Raw genomic sequence first — 21,827 nt, forward strand, 5'->3', positions numbered from 1 at the left:
GCGGCGACTCCGGAGCAGGGCTGAGGGGCGCAGCCTGCCGCGCGGCCATCTCAACGGCTGCGACCCACTATTGACATCACTTTCGCCCGATACTGAGTAGCGTGCCCCCTCGAGCCTCCGGATCCTGCCTTATGCGCCTGCTTTCCCTGTTCGCCTCCGTGCTGCTGCTGGGCATGGCCGTCCCCCTGCCGGCGGCGCGGGCGAAATCCCCGGAGCAGGAACCCTCGCAGCAGCCGCCGATCGACCTGCAGCGCTTCATGGGCCGCTGGTACGTGATCGCGCACGTGCCCTACTTCGCCGAGCGCGGCCACGTCGCCAGCAGCGACGAGTACACGCTCAAGGAAGACGGCAAGATCGCCGTGCGCTACCAGTACCGCGAAGGCTTCGACGAGCCGGTCAAGGAAGTCACCTCGCGCGCCACGGTCAAGGACGGCACCGGCGACCGCCGCTGGACCACCTGGTTCTTCGCCGTGGTCCCGACCAAGTACCGCATCCTCGAGGTGGCGCCGGACTATTCCTGGGCGCTGATCGACTATCCCGGCCGCGACCTGGCCTGGGTGTTCTCGCGCACGCCGGACATGGACTACAAGCAGTATCGCGAACTGGTCGGCAAGCTGGACCACGATTACGGGATCAAGGTGGACAAGCTCAAGCGCGTGGCGCAGCGCCGCGACCAGGTCGGCAAGCTCGGGTTCGAAGTGCCGAGCAAGCCCTAGGGCGTGCCATCACTGCGCAAACAGGTTGCCGCACCGATCCCCCCCGCTCAGCGAAGCGCCAGCCGGCCCACGTATGATCGGACCGGTCCGCCCCCCCAGACAGGTACACCGATTGGCCAGCGTCCCCTCCGACATCCTCTGCACTGCGCCGCGCGCTCCCGCCGCGGATCCCACGCGCGGCCAGGTGTTCGCGCAGCACTGCCCCTCGCGCGCCGTGCTCAGCCATGTGACCAGCCGCTGGGGCGTGCTGGTGCTGGTGGCCCTGCGCAAGGGCACGCATCGTTTCGGCGACCTGCGCCGCAAGCTCGAAGGGGTCAGCGAGAAGATGCTGTCGCAGACCCTGCAGGCGCTGGAAGCGCACGGCCTGGTGCAACGCACCGCCTATCCGGTCGTCCCGCCGCACGTGGAATACGCGCTGACCCCGCTGGGCGAGGATGCGGCGACGCATGTGCAGGCACTGGTGGACTGGATCGAAACCAACATCGGCAGCATCCTCAGCAGCGGCGGCGCACCGCTGGATGAAGCGTAGAAGCGGTTCCAAGCGCGACGAGCGCAGCGGCGGCAAGCGCGCTGCGGCCGACACCGTCGCGACTTCAGTCGCGACGAACCGAGCCGGCCAGCTGCCCGGCTTGGGAAGCAGCCGGGGCTGAAGCCGCTGCCGCAAAGGCACGGCGCCTGGATCGGAAATCCGCTAGTCGTCGCTGTAGTTGCTCAGCGCCAGCGACAGCAGCGACTTGGCCTGTTCGCGCAGCGAGCGCGGCTCGACGATTTCCGCATCCGACCCGTAGTGCAGCACGTCCATCAGCAACTCGCGCGAGACGCTGTACGGCACCTTCAGTTCGTAGCGGCCGTCGGCCAGGAAGCGCCCCTGCTGCTTGGAATGCCAGTGCTCGTCGGCGACCCAGCGCGCCGCCTTGGGGCTGAACACGATCGTCGCCCAGCCCTTGGGGGCGCCGGAGAAGATGCCGTAGCTGGCCGCCAGCTGCGAATCCAGCTCCTCGTCGGCCACGTCCTGCGCCGCCTGGTCGAGCAGCCGCGCATGGTTGATCCGGTCCACCGCGAAGCTGCGCACCGCATCGCGGCCGTGGTCCCAGGCGTCCAGGTACCAGTTGTCGCGGTAGTGGGTGATGCGCTGCGGCGACACCGTGCGCTTGGTCGATTCGTCGGTGGAGCGCGCGCGGTAGTCGAACGACAGCCGCTTGCGCTCCAGCACCGCCGAGGCGACGGTGCGGAAGCTGGCCTCGTCGAGCTTGCGGCCGCGGTGCGGGATCACCCGCACCCGCTCCACCGGCCAGTGGGTGGCCCCGGCCTGCGCCGCCAGCAGGCTCTCGATGCGCTGCTGCAGCGGCGCCAGCACCGAGGACAGCACCCCGCCGCCGGTGCGCGCCAGCAATTGCTGCGAGGCCAGCAGCGCGTGCAGCTCCTCGGAACTGAGCCACAGCCCGGGCAGCTCGAAGCGGTCGCTCTCGCCGGACTCGTAGCGGAATCCAGCCTCGCCGTCGCCCTCGACCGGGGCCATCAGCGCATCGCGCAGGAATGCCAGGTCGCGGTAGACGGTGGCGCGGGAGCAGCTCAATTCGTCCTGCAGGCGCGCCACCGTCACCGGGTAGCGGGCGGACTTGAGCAGCCGGTGCAGTGCGTTGATGCGTTCGTAGCGGTCCATGGCCCCGATTATGTCCGAAGTCCGTGGCGGAAAACGCGCCGCAGCCGGGCATGCGCCCCGGACTGCCGCGGCGCGGCCGAACCGGCGATGAAGCCGGGGCCTGGCGCCGGCCGGGGCGTCATGTGGATCCGGTATGATGAAATCGTTTCCATTCCGTTAGCCGAAGGCTGCGTCCCCAACCGGAGAGTAAAGCCATGCCCCGCTGCGCCACCGTAGTATCCGCCATCACCTTGTTGCTGCTGTGCACCTCCCCGGCCTGGGCCGCCGATGTGCCCGCCCCGCCGGCGGAACCAGGCAGTTCACCGTGGAGCGGCTCCGGCGAGCTGGGCTTCGCCTCCTCGCGCGGCAACAGCTCCAACGAGAGTTTGAACGGCCGGCTCAAGGGCCAGTACCTGGATGGCGACTGGATCCACAGCATCGACCTGTTCGCGTTGCGCGCCAGCGCCGAATACACCAACACCAACGACGACGGCAGCACCGAGCGCGTGCGCCAGACCACCTCCAACCGCTACACCGGCAGCGCCGGCAGCGCGCTGCAGCTGGGCGAGCACCGCCAGCTGACCGCCTCGTTGCGCTACGAGCGCGACGATTTCGCCACCTACGACCGACTGGCCACGATCGGCATCGGCTACGGCACGCGGATCATGGACGGCGACCGCAGGAGCATCGACGTGCAGATCGGCCCCGGTGTGCGCCGCGCCCACGACGTGTCCGAGGACCGCACCGAGACCGGACTGATCGGCCGCGGCCTGGTCGACGTGAAGTACGGCCTGACCGCCAACACCGAACTGGGCAACACCCTGCTGGTCGAATCCGGTTCGTACAACACCTCCGCGCAGAACGACCTGGGCATCTCGGTCAGCATGAACTCGCGGTTGGCGCTGAAGGCGGCCTGGCAGGCGCGTTACAACAGCGATGTCAGCGAGGACAAGAAGAAGACCGACACGCTGACCACGATGAACGTGGTCTACAAGTTCAAGTAAGGAAGGCCGGGAGTCGGGATTGGGGATTGGCAAAGGCAGGTGCGGCGGCGGCGATCGAGCCGGTGCATGGTCGGCCAGCCGTTGGGGTCGATCCCGGCATTTCAGCTGACGGCGGTTCTGTAGGCGGCTTCAGCCGCGACAGGCATTGCCGATGGAGCCTGTCGCGGCCGAAGCCGCTCTACGGGCTGGCTGCTGGATGTGTGCCAGCCTGCGCTCAGGCCGGCAGTGCGGCGTCCAACAGCTCGCGGGCGCCGGCGCCGAGCAGCGCCTCGGCCACCGCCTCGCCCAGCGCCTGCGGGTCCTGCGCGCTGCGCTGCAGGTCGGCACGCACCAGGCGGCCGTCGGCGACCCCACCGACCATGCCCTGCAACAACAGGTCTTCGCCCTGCCAGTGCGCGAACGCGGCCACCGGCACGTGGCAGCTGCCGTGCAGCGCGCGGTTCATCGCCCGCTCGGCCTCCACGCAGCTGCGGGTGGGCGCATCGTCGAGCGCGGCGAACAGGCCCAGCGCCGCGGCGTCGTCGCCGCGGCATTCCACCGCGATGGCGCCCTGCGCCGGCGCCGGCAGCCAGTCCGGCGCCTGCAGGCGCTGGGTGATGCGCGCCTCCAGGCCCAGCCGCTGCAAGCCGGCGCAGGCCAGCACGATGCCGTCGTAGCCGCCGTTGTCGAGCTTGGCCAGGCGCGTGTTGACGTTGCCGCGCAGGTCCAGCAACTGCAGGTCCGGGCGCCGCGCGCGCAACTGCGCCTGCCGGCGCAACGACGAAGTGCCCACCCGCGCGCCCAGCGGCAGCGCTTCCAGCGATGCATACAGATTGGAGACCAGCGCATCGGCCGGATCGGCGCGGACCAGGATCGCCGGCAGCGCGAACGGCGGATCCAGCTCCATCGGCACGTCCTTGAGCGAATGCACCGCGCAATCGGCCTCGCCGCGCAGCATCGCCAGCTCCAGCTCCTTCAGGAACAGGCCCTTGCCGCCGATCGCCGCCAGCGAGCGGTCCAGCACTTCGTCGCCACGGGTGCTCATCGGCACCAGCACCACCTCCAGCTGCGGGTGCGCCTGGCGCAGGCGTTCGGCGACATGTTCGCTCTGCCACAGGGCGAGCGGACTCTTGCGGGTAGCGATGCGCAGGATCTTCATCGGCCCATTATCGCGGAAAGCGCCGCCGCAAGCCGCTGGCACCGAGGCCGACTGCCATTGCCGCCAATCCCGGCCTTCCCTCAGCCGAACGGCCGGTCATCCCCATCCCCACTTTCCACAGCCGAACGGCTGCTCATCCCCAATCCCCAATCCCGGCCTTCAAAGATGGCGGATCTCCTGCCGCAACTGCGCCACGCAGCGCCGGCTCACCTCCAGCGGCTGCTTGCCATGGCGCAGCACCGCATGCACCTGGCCCTCGCCGAGGCGGCGCAGCTCGACCAGTTCGTGGCGCGCGACCAGGCAGTTGCGGTGGATGCGCACGAAGCGCTCGGCGAATTCCTCTTCCAGCGACTTCAGCGACTCCTCGATCAGGTCCTCGCCGCGCGCATGGTGCACCACCACGTACTTCTCCTCGGCCTGCAGGTAGTGGATGTCGTCGACCGGGATCAGCCGCAGGCTGCCGCGCAGCCGCGCGCACAGATGGCTGCGGCGCTGCGCCGACGACACCGCCGCAGCGCTGCCGCGGCCGGCCATGAAGGTGCGTGCGCGCTCCAGCGCCGCCGCCAGCCGCTCGGCGCGCACCGGTTTCATCAGGTAGTCGATCGCCGCGGCCTCGAACGCGGACAGCGCGTGCGCATCGTAGGCGGTGCAGAACACCACCGCCGGGCGCGGCTCGAAGCTGGCCAGGTGGCGCGCGGTCTCCAGGCCGTCGACGCCGGGCATGGCGATGTCCAGCAGCACCAGATCCGGGCGCAACTCGGCGCAGGCGCGCAGCGTCTCCAGGCCGTTGCCGGCCTCGGCCACCACCTCGACGCCGGCATGCTCGTCCAGCAACGCGCGCAAGCGCTCGCGCGCCAGGGGTTCGTCGTCGGCGATCACCACCTTCACGTACGTCACCTCAGTGGGCTGGAGCGCGGTCTCGCCGCATAGTAGCCCCGCTGCCGGCGGGCCGTCATCCGCGCCGCAGCGCCTGGCGCCTCGGCTCCGGCGCACCCGGCACGGCGCCGCGGCCGCGCCTCAGCCGGCGGCGAAGCGCGCGCTCATCCAGTCCTGCAGATCGGCGATCTCCTCGGCGCAGACCTGGTGCGCCATCGGATAGCGCTGCCACTGCACCGGCATGCCCAGCGCCTGCAGCGCCTGCGCGGTCTGCTCGGCATAGGCTTGCGGGATCACCGGATCGCCCTGCCCGTGGGCCATGAACAGCGGCTGCGACAGGGCCGCCGGCGCATGCCAGCGGGCCACGTCGGCCACCTCCGGCAGATACGTGGACAGCGCGATCAACCCGGCCAGCGGCCGTTCGCGGCGCAGCCCCGTGGCCAGCGTGATCGCCCCGCCCTGCGAGAAACCGGCCAGCAGCAGGCGCTCGGCGGGCACGCCGCGCGCGTGTTCGCGCGCGATCAGTTCCTCGATCTGGGCGACCGATGCGGCCACGCCGGCGCTGTCGGCGCGGTTGGAAAAATCCGGGCTGACGATGTCGTACCAGGCGCGCATGCGCACGCCGTTGTTGATCGTCACCGCACGCACCGGCGCATGCGGGAACACGAAACGCAGCGCCGGCCAGCCCGGCCGCAGCAGCTCCGGCACCAGCGGCGCGAAGTCGTGGCCGTCGGCGCCGAGCCCGTGCAGCCACAGGACGGTCCAGGCCGGCGAAGCGGCGGTTTCGTGTTCCACTGTTTCCAGCATGCGTGCGGTCCCCATCGAGATGGGGCGCATTATGCCTGCCGCGTCTGCCGCCGGGTCAGCTGGCGGCGCGGCGTGCGGCGGCGGCGCGGCGCAATTCGCCGGCGCGCAGCAGCACCGCCGGCGGCTTCTGCTCTTCGGGAATGGCCAGGATGCGCAGCTGGCGCAGCCACAGCCCGGCCGCGCGCGAGGAACTCACCGCCACCACCGGGATCGCCAGCGCCATGCCGATCACCACCGGCGCCATCCACGCGGCCAACGACGGCGACACCACATAGGCCATCGCGCCCATCATCAGGCCGAACGCGCTGAGCCCGCCATAGCTGCGCGCCAACGCCAGCCACGACAGGCGGCCGTCGTCGCGCTGCTGCGCGTCCCAGCCCGAATCCTTGCCGGCCAGCACTTCGGCCACGCCGCGCGACTGCACGTACATCACCACCGGCGCCATCAGCGCCGCCAGCACCGTTTCCAGCAGCATGCTCAGCAGCGCGCGCAGCGCACCGCCGCAACCGCGCCGTTCCTCGGGTTTCAGCAACATGGCGAAGTAGCCCAGCACCTTCGGCGCCAGCAGCACGAACATGGTCACCGCGAACACCCAGAACACCCGGGTCGAATCCTGCTGGTGCCAGTAGCGCGCCGGCGAGAACGGCGACACCACCGTGGCGACCAGGTCGATGCCGTTGCTCTGCAGCGGGATCGCGATGCCGATCAGCATCAGCAGGCCCCACATCGGCGCGGTGAAGTAATGGCCGATGCCGATCATCATGTGCATGCGGCTGATCCAGTGCAGGCCGCGCGCGAAGACCACCTTGGAATGCTGCAGGTTGCCCTGGCACCAGCGGCGGTCGCGCACCAGCAGGTCGGTCAGCGTCGGCGGGCCTTCCTCGTAGCTGCCCTGCAGGTACGGCACCATGTGCGTGGCCCAGCCGCCGCGGCGCATCAGCGCGGCCTCGACGAAATCGTGGCTGAGCACGTGGCCGCCGAACGGCTTGCGCCCCGGCAGCGCCGGCAGGCCGGCCTGTTCGGCGAAGGCCTGGGTGCGGATCACCGCGTTGTGGCCCCAGTAGTTGCTCTCCGAACCGTGCCACCAGGCCACGCCGTAGGCGATCACCGGGCCATAGACGCGGCCGCCGAACTGCTGCATGCGCGCGAACAGGCTGTTGCCGTTGACCACTTCCGGCAAGGTCTGGATCAGACCCACGTCGGGACTGTTTTCCATGCCCGCGACCAGGCGCACGATGGTCTCGCCGGTCATCAGGCTGTCGGCGTCCAGGATCAGCATCTGCGGATAGGCGCCGCCGAAACGGCGCACCCAGTCGGCGATGTTGCCGGCCTTGCGCTCGGCGTTGTCGGCGCGGCGCCGGTAGTAGATGCGGCCGTGGCCGCCGGTGCGTTCGACCAGCTCGGCGTAGACCTGCTCTTCCTCGGCCCCGACCGCGGCGCGCGTGGTATCGCTGAGGATGAAGAAATCGAAGTGCTCGATCTGGCCGGTGGCCTCGACCGATTCGTAGATCGCCTGCAGGCCGGCCATCAACCGGTGCGGGTCCTCGTTGTAGGTGGGCATCAGCAACGCGGTGCGGCTGCGCACGGCCGGCAGCGGCGCGTCGGGATCGATGCCGAGCTTGCGCCCGCCGCCGAATACCAGGGTCACGAATCCGGCCAGCGCGCTGACGAACGAAAACGCGATCCACGCGAACAGGGGGATGAACAAGGCCATCAGGCAGCCTTCGAGCACGCTGACCCCGCCGATCAGCAGCACCTTGCCGATCAGCACGCTGGCGTAGGCGGTCATCAGCGCGGTGCTGCCGAACACGTACAGCCGCCGCCAGACCATGCCGGGCGGCGTGCTGGGCAGGCGCTTGTTGCGCAGCTTGCCCTGGCGCAGCGATTGCACCGGCATCGGCAACGGCGCCCCGGGCGGCAACACCGCGTGGCCGGCATCGAGGGAAGCGGAGTCGGGCAAAGTCGGTGGGGGGGCGACCATGCTCATGCGTTCCGCCAGCCTCGTCGGACAGCGCGGCGACGCGACCTGGAAATTGCGCACGGGCGCGCCGCCGCGCGCACTGGCACCGTGATCGGCACCGTCCTGCTGTGATTGCCACTCGTACCCACGTTCTCTCCTCTCGGGCGGGCAAAATACGGCCGCCACTGTAAACCCCGAATAGTAAGCTTTCGCGAAGATGGCCGAGCGCGCGCCACGCCGCCGCCGGCAGCTCCGTTCAGCCATTCGCCAGCGCCGAGCGGCGTTTCGCTGCGTGCGCAGAAGCGCGCGGAGGCAGGCCAATGCGGTCCGAACCGCGGCGGAGCGGAGCCGCATCGCCCCGGACAGCGGCGAGATGCGCGCGCTCCAGCACGCGCACCGCGCAAAAGGTCGCGTTACCTCAGCGTCGCAACCGCCAGCCCTGCAGCGCCAGCGCGCGACCGCGATGAAGGGCTGCGAAGCCAAATGCAACGTTGCGCGGCAACGCCGGCGCCGGGTTCGACCCGGGGCTGCCGCAGGCGGCCGAATGCATCGGGCGCCGCTGCGGGGCGCGGTTTGCAACGCGTCGCGCCAGCAGCGCGCACGCGCCTGCTGCACCAGGCGCAAACGGCCAGCCGGGGCGAACTGCTGCCGACACGCCAAGCCGCCGGCTCAGGCCGGCGAGGGCAATACCGCGCTGTCGCCGCCCTCGCCCGGTGGCGCTTCGGCGACATAGGGGAACGCCAGGGTGATGGTGGTGCCGCGCCCCAGTTCGGAGTCCACGTCGACGAAGCCGCCGGCCTGGCGCACCAGGCCGTAGACCTGGGCCAGGCCCAGGCCGGTCCCCTTGCCCTCGGGCTTGGTGGTGAAATAGGCCTCGAACAGCCGCGACTTGGTGTCCTCGGACATGCCCTCGCCCTGATCGCTGACCGACAGGGTCACGTAGCGGCCCGGCTGGCGCATCGCCGCGGCCTGCGCCGGCGGCACCTGCAGGCTGGCGCAGCGGATCGACACCATGTCGCCGGGCTGGCAGGCGTCGCGGGCGTTCAAGGCCAGGTTCATCACCGCCTGCTCGACCGAACCACGGTCGGCATAGGTGGTGGCGCCGCCGGGCGAGGTCGCCAGCTGCAGTTTCATTTCCCCGCCCAACGCCTGCGCCAGCAGCGGCTGCATGTGCGCGACCACCTCGCACAGATCCAGCCACTGCGGCTTGACCGGGTGCGCACGGGCGAAGCCGAGCAGGCGCCGGGTCATCCGCGCGCCGTGTTGCAGCGCCTCGCCGGCGATGCCGAGCAGCTTGCGCTGGTCCGGCTGCAGGCGCTGCGGATGCTCGGCGACCATGCTCACCGAGGTCATCGCGGTCTGCAGCATGTTGTTGAAGTCGTGGACGATGCCGGCCAGCATCTGCCCGATCGCCTCGCCCTTCTGCGCCTGGGTCATCGCCCGCTCGGCGACGCGTTGCGCGGCCAGGGCGATGTCCAGCTGCCCGCGCAGTTCGATGTGCTCGGCCTGCAACTGCTGCCCCAGCGTCTCGCTGACGCGCTGCACCGGCACGCCGGCGCCGGCCTGCGGCAGGTCGCCCAGGGTGCGCAGGGCCTCCTCGATCTGGCGGTGCTGGGTGACGTCGCGGCTGATCACCAGCACGCTTTCCACTTCGGCGTCGGCGTTGGTCAGCGGGCTGGCCTGCACGTGCCACCAGCGTGGCCGGCCGTCGAAGGTTTCGCGCTGCGCCCAGAATTCGTATTGCTCGTTGCGCAAGGCGGCGGCGAACGCCGCTTCGGCGAGCGGCCGCATCTCCTCCGGCCACAGATCCTGCCACGCGCGGCCGACGACATGCTTGGGCTCGGCCGCGCCGAGCAGGCTCAGACCGCGCGTGTTGATCGATCGCACGACACCGTCGCGGCCGATCTCCTTGATGCAATCGTGCGAGAGTTCGACGATCTGTCGATAGCGGGCGTGAGTGGACAAGCGGGGTCTCGCGATGAGTGGGGCCAGCATATCGGCATCACCGCAGCGTCACCAGCGCTTCACCGCCGAATCGTGAAGCTGCCAGTATTGAAAACGCGGCGGTAGCAGCATTATGCGTGGCACTTGCGCCCTCACCACCATTCTTTTGGTTGAGGATGACCAGACGATTCGCGAACTGGCCCGGATGATGCTCGACGCCGACGGCTACCGGGTCCTGTCCGCCGGCACCGCCCAGGAGGCGCTCGCCCTGCTCGAACAGGATCCGGATGTGGATCTGATCTTCAGCGACGTGCAGATGCCCGGCGGCGATGGCATGAGCATGGTGCGCGAGCTGCGCCGGCGCGCGGTCACGATCCCGGCGCTGCTCACCTCCGGCATGAAACATCCCGACGCCGCGGCGCTGCCGACGCATACCGGCTTCCTGCCCAAACCGTATAGCCATGCCGGCCTGCTGGCGGCGCTGCAGCGCCTGCAGCCCGCGCACTAGCGCATGGCCGGTGCACGGCCTTCGCCGCCCCGGCGGACAGCACGCCGCCGCTCAGCCGAACACCAACCTCCCATACTGCGCCGAACGGATCGCCGCCAGCCGTTCGGCGACGAAGTGCTCTCCCGCGCGAACATCGCCGAAATACACACCATCGAACGCGTGCCGGCTCAACACGGCGCCCTGCGCGTCCGAGATCCGGATCTGCGGCAGCAGCACCCCGTCCGGAGCCGCGGCGAGGACGGCATCCAGCACGAAGCCGTCCAGCTCGCGTCGCATCCGTGGGTCCGATGGATTCATCCCGGCATTGCAGCACAGGCCCGATGAAGACAGCGCAACCTGCGCATTCATGCCGATTGGCGTGGCGGTCGGTGGTACCGGAAACGAAGCTAAACGGTTCATCGGTCCTGCACGGGCCAAGCGCCTGAAATGTGGCGAAATCACTATGCGGTAACGGTGCGGGCGCAGCGTAGACAAGCTGTTCGCTTCACGCCCCTTTTATTGCCGCGTTCGTACATTGCTGAAGAGACGCTGACCCGCCTGTTTCCGCTGTCCTTCTTTGTTTCTGGTTTCACGTCGCGCGCCCGCTGCGGGCACGCGACGGCAACAGCTTTCCGTGTGCCCGTCCCCCCCTCCCCGACGGAACCGCCATGTCGCCTCCCCCGCCCGCCGATCTGCCCGATAGACAACGCGATACCCATCCGGTCCTGCGTGCGCCCCGGCGCCGCCACCGCGACGCGCGCGGACGCTTCATCCGCAGCGCCGAGGTCACCGTCAAGCTGCAGCCGGCACCGCGCCGCGCCAGCCTGTTCGTGACCTCGGAAATGGCCGACTTCATCAAGGCCGGCGGCCTGGGCGACGTCGCGGCGGCATTGCCGCGCGCGCTGCGCGGCAGCTGCGACATCCGCGTGCTGATCCCCGGCTACCCGGCGGTGCTGCGCAAGACCGGGCCGCTGCAGATCGTCGGCCACATCGCCGCCCACGCCGGGCTGCCGGCCTGCGCGGTGGGCCGGGCGGACCGCCCCGACGGCCTGTGCGTGTATGTGCTGCTGTGCCCGCAGCTGTTCGAGCGCCAGGGTTCGCCGTATGTGTCCAGCGAAGGCCGCGACTGGGAAGACAATGCGCTGCGCTTCGCCACGCTGTCGCACGCCGCCGCGCAGATCGCCGGCGGCCGCGCCGGGCTGGACTGGAATCCGGACCTGCTGCACCTCAACGACTGGCCGTGCGCGCTGGCCGCCGCCTATGTGCGCTGGTCCGGCGGCAAGACACCGTGCCTGTTGACCATCCACAACCTGGCCTACCAGGGCCTGTTCCCGTACGCGATGGCCGGCACGCTGGGCATCCCCGACAACGGCCTGCAGGACCTGGAGTTCTACGGGCAGATGTCGTTCCTGCGTGCCGGCATCGTCCACGCCGACCACGTCAACACGGTCAGCGTCAGCTACGCGGCGCAGATCACCGGCCCGGCGCAGGGCTGCGGCCTGGACACGCTGCTGGCCCGGCATGCCGCCAGCGGCCGCCTCAGCGGCATCGTCAACGGCATCGACGCCAGCTGGGACCCGCGCACCGACGACCATCTGCACACCCATTTCGGCATCGACCAGGTCCAGGGCAAGCGCGACAACGCCGCCCAGGTGCGCCGCGCGTTCGGCCTGATCGACAGCGACGGCCCGCTGTTCGCGGTAGTGTCGCGGCTGGTGCACCAGAAAGGCCTGGACATGATCTGCGAGGTGGCGCCGCAGATCGTCGCCGCCGGCGGCCAAATCGTGCTGATCGGCGGCGGCGAGCCGCAGATCGAGCAGGCGGTGGCGGCGCTGGCGCGGCGCTTTCCCGGCCATGTCGGCGCCCATATCGGCTTCGAGGAACGGCTGGCGCGGCGCATGTTCGCCGGCTCGGACTTCCTGCTGATGCCGTCGCGCTTCGAACCCTGCGGGCTGAGCCAGATGTACGCGCAGCGTTTCGGCAGCCTGCCGATCGCGCACGCCACCGGCGGCCTGATCGATACGGTGGACGATGGCGTGACCGGCTTCCTGTTCGAGGAACCGTCCGCCGATGGCCTGCGCCGCTGCCTGCAGCGGGTGTTCCGCACCTTCCGCCTGCCCGGCCTGCTGCAGGCGATGCGCCGCGCGGCGATGCTGCGGCCCAGCGGCTGGGATCTGGCCGGACGCAAGTACATGGCCCTGTACGACCGCACTGCCCCGTTGTCGCCGGCGGTGGCATGAGCGAACGGGAACAGGCGCCGGACGCGATCCCGGTGTGGGACGCGCCGCTGGAAGCGGCGAACGACGAACGCGAGCGGCTGGCGCTGCAGGCGCTGGCCCGCGGCGAGGCGGTGGACGCCTTCGCCTGGCTGGGTCCGCATGCCGATGCGCACGGCGCGGTGCGGGTGCGCGCGCTGGTCCCGGGCGCCGATGCGCTGGGCCTGCTCGACGGCAACGGCAAGCTGGTGGCGCGGATGCGCCCCCACGCGCAGGCCGAAGGCCTGTTCGAAGGCGAACTGAAGACCGACACCGGGTACCGGCTGCGCATCGTGTGGCCGGATTCCGTGCAGGAAATCGACGATCCCTACGCGTTCGGCCCGGTGCTGGACGAGGCCTGGCTGCAAGGCATGGCCGAGGGCGACGGCGCCGCATTGCGCACCGCGCTGGGCGCGCACCACGCGCGCGTCGGCAACGTCGACGGGGTGCGCTTCGCGGTGTGGGCGCCGCATGCGCGGCGGGTCGCGCTGGTCGGCGACTTCAACGGCTGGGACGGCCGCCGCCATCCGCTGCGCCTGCATCGCGACGCCGGCGTGTGGGAACTGTTCGTGCCCGGGCTGCGCGGCGGCGAACACTACCAGTACGACATCCTGGACGCCGACGGCATGCCGCTGCCGCGCAAGGCCGATCCGGTCGCCCGCCACAGCACGCGCGCGCCGGACACCGCCTCGGTGGTGCCGAGCGCCGCCGACTTCGCCTGGCACGACAGCGCATGGCTGGCGCAGCGCGAGGCGCGCGCCGGCGCCGCGCAGGCGATGAGCATCTACGAACTGCACGCCGGCTCCTGGCGCCACGACGCGCACCGCCAGCCGCTGCAGTGGGACGCGCTGGCCGCGCAGCTGATCCCATACGTGCAGGAGCTGGGCTTCACCCATATCGAACTGCTGCCGATCACCGAATATCCGTTCGGCGGCTCCTGGGGCTACCAGCCGCTGGGCCTGTACGCGCCGACCGCGCGGCATGGCGACGCGGACGGTTTCGCGCGCTTCGTCGATGCCTGCCACCAGGCCGGGATCGGGGTGCTCCTGGACTGGGTCGGCGCGCACTTTCCCGACGACGCGCACGGCCTGCAGCGCTTCGACGGCACCGCGCTGTACGAACACGCCGATCCGCGCGAAGGCGTGCACCGCGAGTGGAACACGCTGATCTACAACTACGGCCGCGCCGAAGTGGTCGCCTACCTGATCGGCAGCGCGCTGGAATGGATCGAGCGCTTCCACGTCGACGGCCTGCGCGTGGATGCGGTGGCGGCGATGCTGTACCGCGACTACGGCCGCAACGAGGGCGAATGGGTGCCCAACGCCCAGGGCGGGCGCGAGAACCTGGAGGCGATCGCGTTCCTGCGCCGGCTCAACGCAGAGATCGCACAACGCTTTCCCGGGGTGCGGGTGATGGCCGAGGAATCCACCGCGTGGCCGGGCGTGACCGCGCCGCTGGAACAGGGCGGGCTCGGCTTCAGCCACAAGTGGAACATGGGCTGGGCGCACGACACGCTGAGCTATATGCGGCGCGACCCGATCCACCGCCAGCACCACCACAGCGAGATGAGTTTCGGCCTGGTGTACGCGTTCTCCGAGCACTTCGTGCTGCCGCTGTCGCACGACGAAGTGGTGCACGGCAAGGGTTCGCTGCTGGCGAAGATGCCCGGCGACCCCTGGCAGCGCTTCGCCAACCTGCGCGCCTACCTGGCCTTCATGTGGGCGCACCCGGGACGCAAGTTGCTGTTCATGGGCGGCGAATTCGGGCAGTGGCAGGAATGGGACCACGACCGCGCGCTGGACTGGGCGCAGGCGCAGCGCGCCGAGCACCGCGGCGTGGCGCGGCTGGTCGGCGACCTCAACCGGCAGCTGCGCGCCTTGCCGGCGCTGTACCGCAGCGACCGCGCCGCGGAGGGCTTCGAATGGAGCGTGGCCGACGACCACCGCAACAGCGTGTTCGCCTTCGTGCGCCATGACCGCGCCGGTGGCGCACCGCCGCTGCTGGCGGTGAGCAACTTCACCCCGAACGTGCACCACGACTACCGCCTGGGCGTGCCGCGCAGCGGGCAGTGGCGCGAACTCCTCAACACCGACAGCGGCCATTACGGCGGTTCCAACCAGGGCAACGGCGGCGCCTTGCGCACCCTCGCGCAGCCGATGCACGGGCATGCGCAATCGCTGGCGCTGACCCTGCCGCCGCTGTCCACCCTCTGGTTGCAAGCGGAGCATTGACGTGAACATCGCAACGAGCACGACCTCGACCGACGGCGCGGCAGCCACGTCGCCCGCCGCGCTGCGCCAGGGCGCCTGGCCGAGCGCCAACGGCGAGGTCGCCTTCGTGTTGTGGGCACCGGATGCCGGCAGCGTGGAACTGGTGTTCGACGACGGCCGCCGGCAACCGCTGGCCGCGGCGGCGGACGGCTATTTCGCCGCGACCCTCGCCTGCGCCGCCGGCACCCGCTACCGCTACGCGATCGACGGCGGCGAGCCGGTGCCCGATCCCGCCTCGCGCTGGCAGCCCGACGGCGTGCACGGCGCCAGCGCGGTGCTGGCCAGCGACGGCTATCGCTGGCAGCACGACGCCTGGCGCGGCCGGCCGTGGGCGGAAACGGTGTTCTACGAACTGCACGTGGGCGCCTGCGGCGGCTACGCCGGGTTGCGCGCGCAGTTGCGGACGCTGGCGGCGCTGGGCGTCACCGCGATCGAACTGATGCCGCTGGCCGCCTTCCCCGGCCGCCACAACTGGGGCTACGACGTCGTGCTGCCGTATGCGCCGGCCTGCGCCTACGGCCATCCCGACGAACTCAAGGCACTGATCGACGAGGCCCACGGGCTGGGCCTGAGCGTGTTCCTGGACGTGGTCTACAACCACTTCGGCCCGGACGGCAACTACCTCGGCCAGTACGCCTCGCCGTTCTTCCGCGAAGACGCGCCGACCCCGTGGGGCGCGGCGATCGACTTCCGGCTGGCGCCGGTGCAGCGCTACTTCATCGACAACGCGCTGATGTGGCTGCACGAGTACCGCTTCGACGGCCTGCGCCTGGACGCGGTGCACGCGATCGTGCCGAACGCGTTCCTGGACACGCTGCGCGAGGCGATCATGGCCAGCGTGCCGGCCGGGCGCCACGTGCACCTGGTGCTGGAGAACGAGGCCAACCAGGCCGGCGTGCTGGAGCGCGGCTACAGCGCGCAGTGGGACGACGACTTCCACAACAGCCTGCACGTGCTGCTGACCGGCGAGAACGAGGGCTACTACGCCGGCTTCGCCGACGCGCCGGCGCAGCACCTGGCGCGGGTGCTGGGCGAAGGCTTCGCCTACCAGGGCCAGGCCGACCACCGCGGGCATGCGCGCGGCGAACCGAGCGCGCAGCTGCCGCCGCACAAGTTCGTGATCTTCGCGCAGAACCACGACCAGATCGGCAACCGCGCGCGCGGCGACCGGCTGATCACCCAGGTGGCCGAGCCGGCGCTGCGCGCGGCGCTGGCGCTGACCGCGCTGACCCCGATGATCCCGCTGTTCTTCATGGGCGAGCCGTGGGGCAGCCGCACCCCGTTCCTGTTCTTCACCGACTTCGCGCCGCCGCTGGACGAGGCGGTGCGCGAAGGCCGGCGCCGCGAGTTCGCGCATTTCGCCGCGTTCGCCGATCCGCAGCAGCGCGCGACCATTCCCGACCCGAACGCGCCGAGCACGTTCGAAGCGTCCATCGCCGACATCAGCGACGCCACCCACGGCGACGGCGCGCGCTGGCGCGACTGGTTCGTGGCGCTGATGGCGCTGCGCCGCCAGCATCTGGTACCGGCGTTGCCCCAGGCACGCGCCGTGGGCGCCCGCATGCTGGGGCCGAAGGCGGTGACCGCGGGCTGGAACCTGGGCGGCGGCGAGTGGCACGTGGCCGCCAACTTCGGCGATACGCCGGTGGCACTGGATCTGCCTGGCGCGACGGTCCATGCCGAAAATGCCAGCGACGACCCGGCGCAGCTGCCGCCGAACGCCTTCGTCGCCCGCTACCGGGCCGGTTCCGCCACGTGAGCGCGGGCTGTCGCGACGCCATCGCGACAGCGCTTCCGGCACGCTGCCCCTCCCGTTCGTCGCCCGCGACCGTGCGCCTGCCTGACAGGTGCGCGGCGCGCGCGGCGACGGCGGTGCGTCCTTCTTTCCCCATTGCTGCGGCCCCGACTCGCCCATGACCGATACCCCCCTGCACACCCTGGCGTCCGCCGCCGGCCTGCTGGTCGACTGGATCGACGCCTCCGACACGCCGCGCACGGTCGGCACGGACACGCTGCGCAGCGCGCTCGGCGCGCTCGGCCTGGACGCGCGCGACGATGCCGCCTGCCGCGACAGCCTGCGCCAGCTGCAGGCCAGCGGCGGCAGCGCCGCGCCGCTGCTGACCGCCGACCTCGGCACGCCGATCGACGCCGGCGGCACGCCGGGTGCGGCGTACCGGCTCGAGCACGAGGACGGCAGCGGCCGCGACGGCCGCTTCGATGCGCAGGGCCGCGTCGCCGCGATCGACCGCGACGGCTACTGGACCCTGCAGCACGGCGATCGCCGCACCACGCTGGCGGTGGCGCCGGCGCGTTGCTACGGCGTGGCCGAGGCGGTCGGCGAGGACGCACCGCGGCGCTGGGGCCTGTCGCTGCAGGTGTATTCGGCGCAAGGCCCGGACGACGCCGGCATCGGCGATGCGGACGGCGTCGCCGCCTGGGCCGAGCGCATCGCGCGTGCCGGCGGCGATGCGATCGCGTTGAGCCCGGTACATGCGGCGCGGCCGATCGGCACCCACTACAGCCCGTATTCGCCGGGCGACCGCCGTTTCCTGGATCCGCTGCAGGCCGCCCCGGCGCGCGTGCTCGGTACCGCGATGGCGCAGCGCGCCATGCAGGCCGCCGGGCTGCAACAGGCCTTCGCCGAAGCGCAGACCCGCGCGCTGATCGACTGGCCGGCCTCGTCTGCCGCGAAGTGGCAGTGGCTGCGCCAGCTGCACGCCGACTTCGCCCAGGCCGACGCCACGCTGCATGCGGATTTCGCGGCGTTCCAGCATCAACGCGGCGCCGCGCTGCGCGACTACGCCGCGTTCGCCGCGCGCGATTTCGGCGATGCCGATCCGGCCCTGCACCTCTTCGCGCAATGGCTGACCGCGCGCAGCTGGGCCGGCGTGCAGCAGCAGGCGCGCGCTGCCGGCATGGGCATCGGCCTGATCGCCGACCTGGCGGTGGGCTTCGATCCCGGCGGCGCCGAGGCCGCGGCCTGGCCGCAGGCGGTGCTGGCCGGACTGGAACTGGGCGCGCCGCCGGATGCGTTCAACGGCGACGGCCAGGCCTGGGGCATTGGCGGCTATTCGCCGACCGGGCTGCGCGCCAGCGGCTTCGCGCCCTTCATCGACCTGCTGCGTGCGGTGCTGCGCGACCGCGGCGGCGTGCGCATCGACCACATCCTCGGCCTGCTGCGGCTGTGGACGATTCCGCGCGGCGCCAGTTCCGCCGACGGCGTGTACCTGCGCTATCCGCTGCACGACCTGCTGCGCCTGCTGGCGCTGGAATCGTGGCGGCATCGCGCGATCGTGATCGGCGAAGACCTGGGCGTGGTGCCGGACGGCATCCGTGCCGAACTGTCGCAGCGCGGGGTGATGGGCATCGACGTGCTGCTGTTCACCCGCGACGCCAAGGGCGCCTTCCTGGCGCCGGCGCAATGGCGCGGCGATGCCATCGCCACCACCACCACCCACGACCTGCCGACGCTGCGCGGCTGGCGCCGCGGCGAGGACATCGACTGGCGCCACCGCCTGCAGCTGTCCGATGCCGCGCAACAACGCGCCGACCATCTGGCCCGCATCGCCGACGTGGCGCGCATGGACGCCGCCGTCGCCGCCGCGCTGCCGCAGGCGCACGACCCCGAACTGGATGCGCTGCGCTTCGTCGCCGCCACGCCCTCGCCGCTGGCGCTGCTGCCGGCCGAGGACGCGCTGGGCCTGGACCAGCAACCCAATCTGCCCGGCACCGTCGATGGCCACCCGAACTGGCGCCGGCGCCTGCCGGCGCCGGACGCGGCGGCCGCCAGCGCGCCGCTCGCCACCCGCCTGGACGCGTTCGCGCATGCGCGCCGCACCGCCACCACTGCGCAAGGAACCGACGCATGAGCTTCACCCCGCTGCGCGCCACCGCCCGCCTGCAACTGCACGCCGGATTCACCCTGCTCGACGTCGCCGCGCAGGTGCCGTACTACGCCGGCCTGGGCATCAGCCACCTGTACCTGTCGCCGATCGGCACCGCCGTGCCCGGCTCCACCCACGGCTACGACGTCACCGATCCGCGCCAGGTCAATCCCGAACTCGGTGGCGAGCCGGCGCTGCTGCACCTGTCCGAGCGCGTGCGCGCCCACGGCATGGGCCTGATCCTGGACATCGTGCCCAACCACATGGCCGCGCACGCCGCCAATCCGTGGTGGTGGGACGTGCTCAAGCATGGCCGGCGCAGCCGCCACGCCGGCTGGTTCGACATCGACTGGCGCGCCCCCGGGCGCGACGGCAAGCTGTGGCTGCCGGTGCTGGACCGCGCGTACGCGCAGGCGCTGAGCGAGGGCGTGCTGCAGTTGCAGGTGGCCGAGGACGGCGAGGTGCAATTGGAGCACCACGACCAGCGTTTCCCGATCCGCCTGGAAGGCGCCATCGCCCAGGATCCGCCGGCCGCGCGTCGCGCCTGGGCGGCACGGCTCAACGAGGCCGCGCGGCTGGGCGACGACGCCCTGCACCGGCTGATCGAGCGCCAGTGCTACCGGCTGGCCTGGTGGCGGGTCGGCAACGACATGCTCAACTACCGCCGCTTCTTCGACATCACCTCGCTGGCGGCGTTGCGCGTGGAGCAGAACGAGGTCTTCGCCGCGGTGCACGAGCTGCCGCTGCGGCTGGTCGCCGACGGCCACCTCGACGGCGTGCGCGTGGACCATGTCGACGGCCTGGCCGATCCCACCGGCTACGTGCAGCGGCTGCGCGCGCAGCTGGACCGCGCCGGGCGCCGCCGCGGCATCGCCGCCGGCGGCATCGCGCTGTACATCGAGAAGATCCTGGCGCCGCAGGAAACCCTGCGCGGCGACTGGCCCTGCGACGGCAGCACCGGCTACGACTTCATGGACCAGGTCGCCGGCGTGCTGCACGACCCGGCCGGTCTCGCGCCGCTGACCGCGCTGTGGCGCCGCGAGACCGGCCGCAGCGGCGACTTCGGCCAGGAGCAGCGCGCCGCGCGCGACGAGATCCTGCAAGGCTCGCTGCAGACCGAGTTCGTGCGCACCGTGCAGGCGCTGGCGGCCGCCGCGCACCTGGACCCGGCCACCCGCGAATTCAGCCCGCAGATGCTGGCGCACGGCCTGATGGCGCTGTTGCGGCAGTTCGAGGTGTACCGCACCTACGCCGGGCCCGATGGCCTGGACGAGACCGATGCCGCGCGCCTGGCGCAGGCCGCGCAGCGCGCGCGCGACGGCGCCGAGCCGCGGGTGTGCGCGGCGATCGACGCGATCGAGCGCTGGAGCCGCGACGGCCGCGGCACCGGCAACGCGCAGGTGGCGCTGCGGCGCATCGTGCGCCGGCGCATCGAGCAACTGTCGGCACCGCTCAACGCCAAATCGGTCGAGGACACCGCGTTCTACCGCCACGGCGTGCTGCTGTCGCGCAACGAGGTGGGCAGCGACCCGGACGTGTTCGCGCTGGCGCCGGACGCCTTCCACGCCGCCAACGCCGCGCGCGCGCAACACCACCCGCGGGCGCTGCTGGCCACCGCCACCCACGACCACAAGCGCGGCGAAGATGTGCGCATGCGCTTGACCGCGCTCAGCGCGCAGGCGCCGTGGTGGGGCGAGCAGGTGGCGCGCTTCCAGGCCTTGTCCGCCGACCTGCTGCCGGCCGGCAGCGCCACGCCGCTGCCCGGCGACGTGCTGATGCTGTGGCAGATGCTGGTCGCCGCCTGGCCGCTGGAACTGGCCGGCGACGATGCCGCCGGCCTGGCCGACTACGCCGAGCGCATCGGTGCCTGGCAGCTGAAGGCCGCGCGCGAGGCCAAGCTGCGCACCTATTGGACCTGGCCGGACGAGGCCTACGAACACGGCGCGCGCGCCCTGCTGGATGCGGCGCTGCTGGCGCCGGCCGGCGCGCCGCTGCGCGAGGCGCTGGCGCAGGCCGCGGCCGCGCTGGCCCCGGCCGGCGCGCTCAACAGCCTGGTGCAGACCACGCTGCGGCTGAGCGTGCCCGGCGTGCCCGACCTGTATCAGGGCAGCGAAGGCTGGGACCTGTCGCTGGTCGATCCGGACAACCGCCGCCCGGTGGACTACGCGCTGCGCCAGGCCTGGCTGCACGACGCCACCGCGCCGTCGGCGCTGCTGCGCGACTGGCACAGCGGCCACGTCAAGGCCTGGTTGACCGCACAGTTGCTGCAGCTGCGCGGCGCGCATCCGGCGCTGTTCGCGCACGGCAGCTACCGGCCGCTGCAGGCGCAAGGTGCGCATGCGCAGCACCTGCTCGGCTTCGCGCGCGAGCACGAGGACAAGACCCTGGTGGTGGTGGTGCCGCGGTTGACCGCCGCAGCGCAGCCGCTGGATGCGGCGGCGCCGTTGCGCGCGCAGCTGGACTGGCATAACACCTTTCTGACGCTGCCCGCGGCACAGTACCGGCATGTGCTGAGCGAGCGCGCATTCGCAGCGTCGGCAACGACGCCGGTCTCGGACCTGCTCGCCGACTTCCCGGTGGCCGTGCTGGCCACCTTTCCCTGACACGCCGGTGGCCTCGCGCGCCACCTTCCCCTGACAAGACCGCCATGGACGCAGAAACCCGCCAGCGCCGCATCGAACAACTCGCACACGAAATCTGGGAAGCCGAAGGCCGGCCCGACGGCCGCGCCGCCCGCCACTGGGCCATGGCCGAACGCCTGGTCGACGCCGAAGCCCGCGCCGATCCGCAAGACCACCCGCTTTCCCCGGCCGGCAACGGCCCCGCCACGTCGTAAGGATTTCG

General features: G+C 71.4%; 17 protein-coding genes. 10 read left to right on the top strand and 7 right to left on the bottom strand.

Annotated features, from left to right (window positions below; all coding sequences use genetic code 11):
• Positions 1 to 173: 173 nt before the first annotated feature.
• Together NRY95_18680 and NRY95_18685 are read left to right on the top strand one after the other, a co-directional pair.
• Positions 174 to 716, top strand: a complete 543-nt coding sequence (locus NRY95_18680) for a lipocalin family protein (GenBank protein ID UYC18634.1) — start codon at positions 174 to 176, stop codon at positions 714 to 716.
• A 112-nt stretch (positions 717 to 828) separates the two neighbouring features.
• On the top strand, positions 829 to 1,245 hold the full coding sequence (locus tag NRY95_18685; GenBank protein ID UYC15701.1) for a helix-turn-helix transcriptional regulator: 417 nt from the start codon (positions 829 to 831) through the stop codon (positions 1,243 to 1,245).
• A gap of 162 nt (positions 1,246 to 1,407) precedes the next feature.
• Here the strand turns inward: NRY95_18685 and NRY95_18690 are convergent, their stop codons facing one another.
• Positions 1,408 to 2,379, bottom strand: a complete 972-nt coding sequence (locus tag NRY95_18690) for a YafY family transcriptional regulator (GenBank protein UYC15702.1) — start codon at positions 2,377 to 2,379, stop codon at positions 1,408 to 1,410.
• Between the two features lie 194 nt (positions 2,380 to 2,573).
• On the opposite strand from NRY95_18690, the gene NRY95_18695 reads away from it, so the two are divergent.
• Positions 2,574 to 3,362, top strand: a complete 789-nt coding sequence (locus NRY95_18695; protein ID UYC15703.1) for a DUF481 domain-containing protein — start codon at positions 2,574 to 2,576, stop codon at positions 3,360 to 3,362.
• Between the two features lie 214 nt (positions 3,363 to 3,576).
• Here the strand turns inward: NRY95_18695 and hemC are convergent, their stop codons facing one another.
• From hemC to NRY95_18720, 5 genes are all read right to left on the bottom strand, one after another.
• Positions 3,577 to 4,500 carry a hydroxymethylbilane synthase gene (gene hemC / locus NRY95_18700; protein ID UYC15704.1) on the bottom strand — a complete coding sequence of 308 codons (924 nt, stop codon included), beginning with the start codon at positions 4,498 to 4,500 and terminating at the stop codon, positions 3,577 to 3,579.
• 159 nt (positions 4,501 to 4,659) lie between these two features.
• A complete protein-coding gene (locus NRY95_18705) occupies positions 4,660 to 5,388 on the bottom strand; it encodes a LytTR family DNA-binding domain-containing protein (GenBank protein ID UYC18635.1) in 729 nt (242 codons plus the stop codon).
• A gap of 129 nt (positions 5,389 to 5,517) precedes the next feature.
• Positions 5,518 to 6,183, bottom strand: a complete 666-nt coding sequence (locus NRY95_18710) for an alpha/beta hydrolase (GenBank protein ID UYC15705.1) — start codon at positions 6,181 to 6,183, stop codon at positions 5,518 to 5,520.
• Between the two features lie 55 nt (positions 6,184 to 6,238).
• Positions 6,239 to 8,170, bottom strand: coding sequence for a glucans biosynthesis glucosyltransferase MdoH (mdoH, locus tag NRY95_18715; protein UYC15706.1), 1,932 nt, complete (start codon positions 8,168 to 8,170; stop codon positions 6,239 to 6,241).
• A gap of 642 nt (positions 8,171 to 8,812) precedes the next feature.
• A complete protein-coding gene (locus tag NRY95_18720) occupies positions 8,813 to 10,108 on the bottom strand; it encodes a PAS domain-containing protein (protein UYC15707.1) in 1,296 nt (431 codons plus the stop codon).
• A 112-nt stretch (positions 10,109 to 10,220) separates the two neighbouring features.
• Between NRY95_18720 and NRY95_18725 the strand changes: the two genes are divergently transcribed.
• A complete protein-coding gene (locus NRY95_18725) occupies positions 10,221 to 10,595 on the top strand; it encodes a response regulator (GenBank protein UYC15708.1) in 375 nt (124 codons plus the stop codon).
• Positions 10,596 to 10,646: 51 nt separating this feature from the next.
• Here the strand turns inward: NRY95_18725 and NRY95_18730 are convergent, their stop codons facing one another.
• Positions 10,647 to 10,994 carry a hypothetical protein gene (locus NRY95_18730; protein ID UYC15709.1) on the bottom strand — a complete coding sequence of 116 codons (348 nt, stop codon included), beginning with the start codon at positions 10,992 to 10,994 and terminating at the stop codon, positions 10,647 to 10,649.
• A gap of 248 nt (positions 10,995 to 11,242) precedes the next feature.
• Here NRY95_18730 and glgA point away from each other — a divergent pair, with 248 nt between their 5' ends.
• The 6 genes from glgA (at position 11,243) to NRY95_18760 (ending at position 21,819) form a co-directional block, all read left to right on the top strand.
• Positions 11,243 to 12,814: a glycogen synthase GlgA gene (gene glgA, locus NRY95_18735; protein ID UYC15710.1), complete on the top strand. Its 1,572-nt coding sequence runs from the start codon at positions 11,243 to 11,245 to the stop codon at positions 12,812 to 12,814.
• A complete protein-coding gene (locus NRY95_18740; protein UYC15711.1) occupies positions 12,811 to 15,060 on the top strand; it encodes a 1,4-alpha-glucan branching enzyme in 2,250 nt (749 codons plus the stop codon). Before glgA ends, NRY95_18740 begins: the two co-directional genes overlap by 4 nt.
• 61 nt (positions 15,061 to 15,121) lie before the next feature.
• Entirely contained in the window at positions 15,122 to 16,858 is a 1,737-nt protein-coding gene (gene treZ, locus NRY95_18745; GenBank protein UYC18636.1) for a malto-oligosyltrehalose trehalohydrolase, read from the top strand.
• Positions 16,859 to 17,012: 154 nt separating this feature from the next.
• Positions 17,013 to 18,968, top strand: a complete 1,956-nt coding sequence (gene malQ / locus NRY95_18750) for a 4-alpha-glucanotransferase (protein UYC15712.1) — start codon at positions 17,013 to 17,015, stop codon at positions 18,966 to 18,968.
• Positions 18,965 to 21,586, top strand: coding sequence for a malto-oligosyltrehalose synthase (treY, locus tag NRY95_18755; protein UYC15713.1), 2,622 nt, complete (start codon positions 18,965 to 18,967; stop codon positions 21,584 to 21,586). The genes malQ and treY overlap by 4 nt, the downstream gene beginning before the upstream one ends.
• Before the next feature lie 44 nt (positions 21,587 to 21,630).
• Positions 21,631 to 21,819, top strand: a complete 189-nt coding sequence (locus NRY95_18760) for a DUF2934 domain-containing protein (GenBank protein ID UYC15714.1) — start codon at positions 21,631 to 21,633, stop codon at positions 21,817 to 21,819.
• Positions 21,820 to 21,827 lie beyond the last annotated feature (8 nt).

The sequence above is a fragment of the Xanthomonas campestris pv. phormiicola genome (genome assembly GCA_025666215.1).
In the GTDB taxonomy this organism is placed as follows: Bacteria; Pseudomonadota; Gammaproteobacteria; order Xanthomonadales; family Xanthomonadaceae; genus Xanthomonas_A; species Xanthomonas_A campestris_A.